3 protein-coding genes and 1 pseudogene are annotated in these 4501 nt (G+C 71.4%); all 4 read right to left on the bottom strand.

Annotated features, from left to right (window positions below):
• Positions 1-130 (bottom strand): annotated as a pseudogene (locus QM624_RS18175) (DNA polymerase III subunit delta'); the annotation flags it as partial.
• The gene (tmk, locus tag QM624_RS18170; protein ID WP_415094434.1) at positions 127-780 is read right to left on the bottom strand and encodes a dTMP kinase; all 654 of its coding nucleotides are present in this window, start codon (positions 778-780) and stop codon (positions 127-129) included. The pseudogene QM624_RS18175 and the gene tmk, both read right to left, overlap by 4 nt.
• A complete protein-coding gene (locus tag QM624_RS18165) occupies positions 777-2186 on the bottom strand; it encodes a hypothetical protein (RefSeq protein WP_415094432.1) in 1410 nt (469 codons plus the stop codon). Before QM624_RS18165 ends, tmk begins: the two co-directional genes overlap by 4 nt.
• A 4-nt stretch (positions 2187-2190) precedes the next feature.
• Positions 2191-4501: type I DNA topoisomerase (gene topA, locus QM624_RS18160; RefSeq protein WP_415094427.1), on the bottom strand; the 2311-nt coding region annotated here is incomplete at its 5' end.

Below are 4501 nucleotides of genomic sequence, written 5' to 3'. Positions count from 1 at the left end.
TCGACCGGCCCGAACCCGGCGGGCCGGTGACCAGCCAGGCGTGCGTCATCGCGTGCGCGTCGCCGGCGACGGCTCGGCGCAGCACCTCGACCACCCGGTCCTGCCCGACCAGATCCGCCCACACCGTCATGGGGTGATCCTGCCAGTCGACTCTGACAATGTCGGCGCCGACAACAGCGCCACCACCCTGCTCTGCACCTGTTCGGCGATCCAGTCGGCCGGACGCCGCGCCGGCAGCACCAGATAACGCTCGGGTGCCTGGGCGGCCAGTTCGAGGAAGAGCGCCCGGGCCCGCTGGTGGAACTCAGCGCCGGCACCCTCGACGCGGTCCGGGTCGGCGATGGTGCCCACCGCCCGCTCCGGCTCCAGGTCGAGCAGCACGGTCAGGTCCGGCACCAGCCCTGCCGTCGCCCAGCGGGCGACCTCGGACACCTCGGCCAGGTCGAGCACCCGGCCGGCACCCTGGTAGGCGAGCATCGAGTCGACGTAGCGGTCGCAGATCACCAGTTCGCCTCGCTCGAGCGCAGGACGCACCACCTCATACAGGTGATGTGCCTTGTCGGCGGCGTACAGCAGGGCCTCCGCCCGCGGATCGAGGTCACCGGTGGCGGGGTCGAGGACGATCCGGCGGATCATCCGTCCGGCGGCGGTGTCACCCGGCTCGAAAGTCAGCCGGGCCGCGATGTCACGACTGCGCGCCCACTCGGCCAGCAGCCGGCACTGGGTGGACTTGCCGACCCCGTCGCCACCCTCGAAGACCACGAACAGCCCGCCGCTCATTGCTCCCTCGCTTCCATGCCCTCGGCCGGCGCAGGCAGTTCGGTCGGCGTCGATGGGTGGTAGCGCGGCGCACGCGGCCGGATCACCCGCGTCCGCAGCTTGTGCCACAAACCGGGCCATTCGCGGACGAACTGCTCGCGGGCGTAGTCGACGGCCAGCATGGTCCGCTCGTAGCCGCGTCCGGCCTCGAAGATCTCGGTGGCGGTCAGGCCGTGCAGGTCGCGGGCCAGCGCGGTCGGGTCGGGCCGGACGGTGGCGTCCAGCGCCGCCACGATCGCCGACAGCCGGCGGGTCAGCCGTTTCGCGTGCTTGCCGAAGACCCGGCGGGACAGCCGGGAAAGAGTCAGTGCGCGCCGGGCGATCTGATCGGCGCGCGCCCAGCGGGCGTCGTCGCTGTAGCTGTCCAGGGTGTGGCACTGATCGCGCATGGTGCGGACGATCGCCTCCAGTTCCTGGGCCAGCACCGGGCCGGTGAGCCGTCCGGACACCTGCGGTAGCGGGGGCTCGGTCGCAGCCTCCGCGAGCAGGTCCAGAATGCGTAGCCAGCGCTCGGTACGGTGCAGCGGACGCGGATCGAGCAGCGCCGCGTCCAGCCGCCGCTCCGCAGCCGCCAGCCAGTCCGCGGCGAACAGTGGGGCCAGCGCGGCGAGTTCCTGCCGCAACGACCGGACGCCGTCGCGCAACTCGGCGTCGGTGCCGTCGGTGGTGCGGGCGACCAGGTCGGCACGCAACAGCCGGCGCCACCGGGCATGCAGCTGGTCGGCGACGAAGTCCTCGATCGGCATCCGCGGTGACGGCCCACCCGCAGCCGGTCTGGAGTGGGTCAATCCCAGCCGGTCGGCGAGCGCCGGGGGGCGGTCGATCAGGGTGCCGCCGGCGTCCGCGAAGGCAGTGAGGAAGACCTCCCGGACGGCTGCGTCGACGGGCGCGGTGGTGGTCAGGGTGACGGTCCGGAAGGCCGGCAGCTGGCCGGCGTGCTGTCCGACCCGGACCCGCTCATCGAGCAGGTCGCCGAGGGTGCCGCCGGCCTGGTCGACGAGCGCGAACCGGCGCCGCACCGAGGTCGCCTCGAGCACCGGGGCAAGGATTCCGCTGCGCCGGAACGGCACCAGCAGCACCGCCAGCTCCGACGGAATGTCCTCCTCGGCCTGCGGCATCGTCCGCTCGGCGCTCAGCACCGGCTCCCAGCCGGGCGCCCGCAACGTCCAGCGGCCCGTCTCAGCCACCCGGGACAGCTCCACCCCCCAGGACAGCAGCCGATGGTCGACGGTGTCGATGACGGTCGCGGTCGACTCGGCGGGCGGCCGTCCGATCAGTCGGTGAATGCCGGTCGCCGGGCCGGTCAGGCCGTCCACCACCGCGGTCAGCGGCAGCTCGAACCGCAGCACCTCGCCGTGCCGCCCCATTCGATCAGCTCTTCTTGGCCGGCGCCCGCTTGGTCGTCGTGGCGCGCTTGGTGGTGGTCCGGCGGGTGGTGGTGCGCTTCGGCGCCGGACCCTTCGCCCGCTTCTCGGCCAGCAGTTCGGCGGCCCGTTCGGCGGTGATCGCCTCCACCGAGTCCGATTTGCGCAGGGTGGCGTTGATCTCACCGTCTGTGACGTAGGCGCCGAAGCGGCCGTCCTTGATCACCATGGGCTTGCCGGTCGCCGGATCGGCACCCAACTCCTTGAGCGGGCCAGCGGCGGCACGGGCGCGTCCCCGGGTCTTCGGCTGGGCATAGATCTCTTCGGCCTGCTCCAGGGTGATGTCGAAGATCTGCTCCTCCGAGGTCAGCGAACGCGAGTCGGTGCCCTTCTTCAGGTACGGGCCGTAGCGGCCGTTCTGGGCGGTGATCTCCACACCGTCGGCGGAGGTGCCGACCACCCGCGGCAGGCTGAGCAGCTTCAGCGCGTCGTCCAGGCCGATGGTCTCCAGGCTCATCGAGGCGAACAGCGAACCGGTCCGCGGCTTGGCCGACTTCGGCGCGCCCTCCTCGAGCACCTCGGTGACGTAGGGCCCGTAGCGACCCGACTTGGCGACGATCTGGCGTCCGGTGACCTCATCGACGCCCAGCTCGCGCTCCTCACCGGCCGGCTGGTCGAGCAACTCCTTGGCGTGCTCGATGGTCAGCTCGTCGGGCGGCAGATCCTCGGGCACGTTGGCGCGGCGGCCCTCGGCGTCCTCGACATAGGTGCCGTAGCGGCCGACCCGCACCGCAATGCCGGAATCGCCCAGCGGATAGGTGGAGAGTCCGCGGGCATCGATCTCGCCGAGCTCGTTGACCAGCGCGTGCAGGCCCTCGTGGGTGGCACCCTCGGCGCCGAAGTAGAAGTCGTTGAGCACCTGCAGCCGGGCCGCCTGACCGCTGGCGATGTCGTCCAGGGTCTCCTCCAGCGCGGCGGTGAAGGTGTAGTCGACCAGCCGCGGGAAGTGCTCTTCGAGCAGCCGGGTGACCGCGAACGCCAGCCAGGTCGGGACCAGCGCCGAACCCTTCTTGAACACGTAGTCGCGGCTGGTGATGGTGCGGATGATCGACGCGTAGGTGGAGGGCCGGCCGATCTCCAGCTCCTCCAGCTTCGCCACCAGCGACGGCTCGGTGTAGCGGGCCGGCGGACGGGTGTCGTGGCTGAGCGCCTTCAGTTCCTCGGGGGTGAGCGCGGCACCGGCGACCAGCTGCGGCAGCCGGGCCTGGGCGTCGTCGGAGGTCTCGTCGTCCTCGACACCCACCACGTAGGCCTTCAGGAAGCCGGGGAAGGTGATGGTGCGGCCCGAGGCGCCGAACGTGCAGCGTCCGGTCTCGGTGATCTCGCCGGTGGTGGCGTCGGTGACCGCGATCCGCTGCGGCAGGGTGGCACCGATCCGGACGCTGACCGTCTCGCCCACGGCGTCCGCCATCTGCGAGGCGAGGGTGCGCTTCCAGATCAGCTCGTAGAGCCGGAACGCGTCGCCGTTCAGCCCGGTCTCGGACGGGATCTGGAAGGTCTCGCCGGCGGGCCGGATCGCCTCGTGCGCCTCTTGGGCGTTCTTCACCTTGGAGGTGTAGACCCGCGGCTTCTCAGGCAGGTACTTGCCGCCGAACAACTGCTTGACCTGGCTGCGGGCGGCGTTGATCGCGGTGGCCGACAGGGTGACCGAGTCGGTACGCATATAGGTGATGAAGCCGCGCTCGTAGAGGTCCTGGGCGACCCGCATGGTGCGCTCGGCGGTGAAGCCCAGCTTGCGCCCGGCGTCCTGCTGCAGGGTGGTGGTGCGGAACGGTGCATACGGACGCCGCGTGTACGGCTTGGCTTCCACGGACGCCACCGCGAACGCGGCCTGCTCCAGGGCGGTGGCCAGCGTCTCGGCCTGCTCGGCGGAGAGGTGGAACAGGCCCTTGCCGGTCAGGTTGCCCTGTGGATCGAAGTCGCGGCCCTGGGCGACCCGCAGGTCGCTGATCTGCTGCAGGTTCGCGCCGAAGACCGGGGGTTCGGCGTCGGCTCCGGCGTTCAGCTTGGCCTCGATGCCGGCGTAGCTGGCAGAACGGAACGCCATCCGCTGCCGCTCGCGGTCGACCACCAGCCGGGTCGCCACCGACTGGACGCGGCCCGCCGACAGCCGCGGCATCACCTTCTTCCACAGCACCGGGGAGACCTCGTAGCCGTACAGCCGGTCGAGGATCCGCCGGGTCTCCTGCGCGTCGACCAGGTCGGTGTCGAGTTCGCGCGGGTTGGCGACCGCTTCGGCGATGGCCTGCGGGGTGATC

It is taken from the genome of Micropruina sp., from assembly GCF_047606365.1.
Taxonomy (GTDB): Bacteria; Actinomycetota; Actinomycetes; order Propionibacteriales; family Propionibacteriaceae; genus Micropruina.
This window is presented reverse-complemented; position numbering and strand designations above follow the sequence as displayed.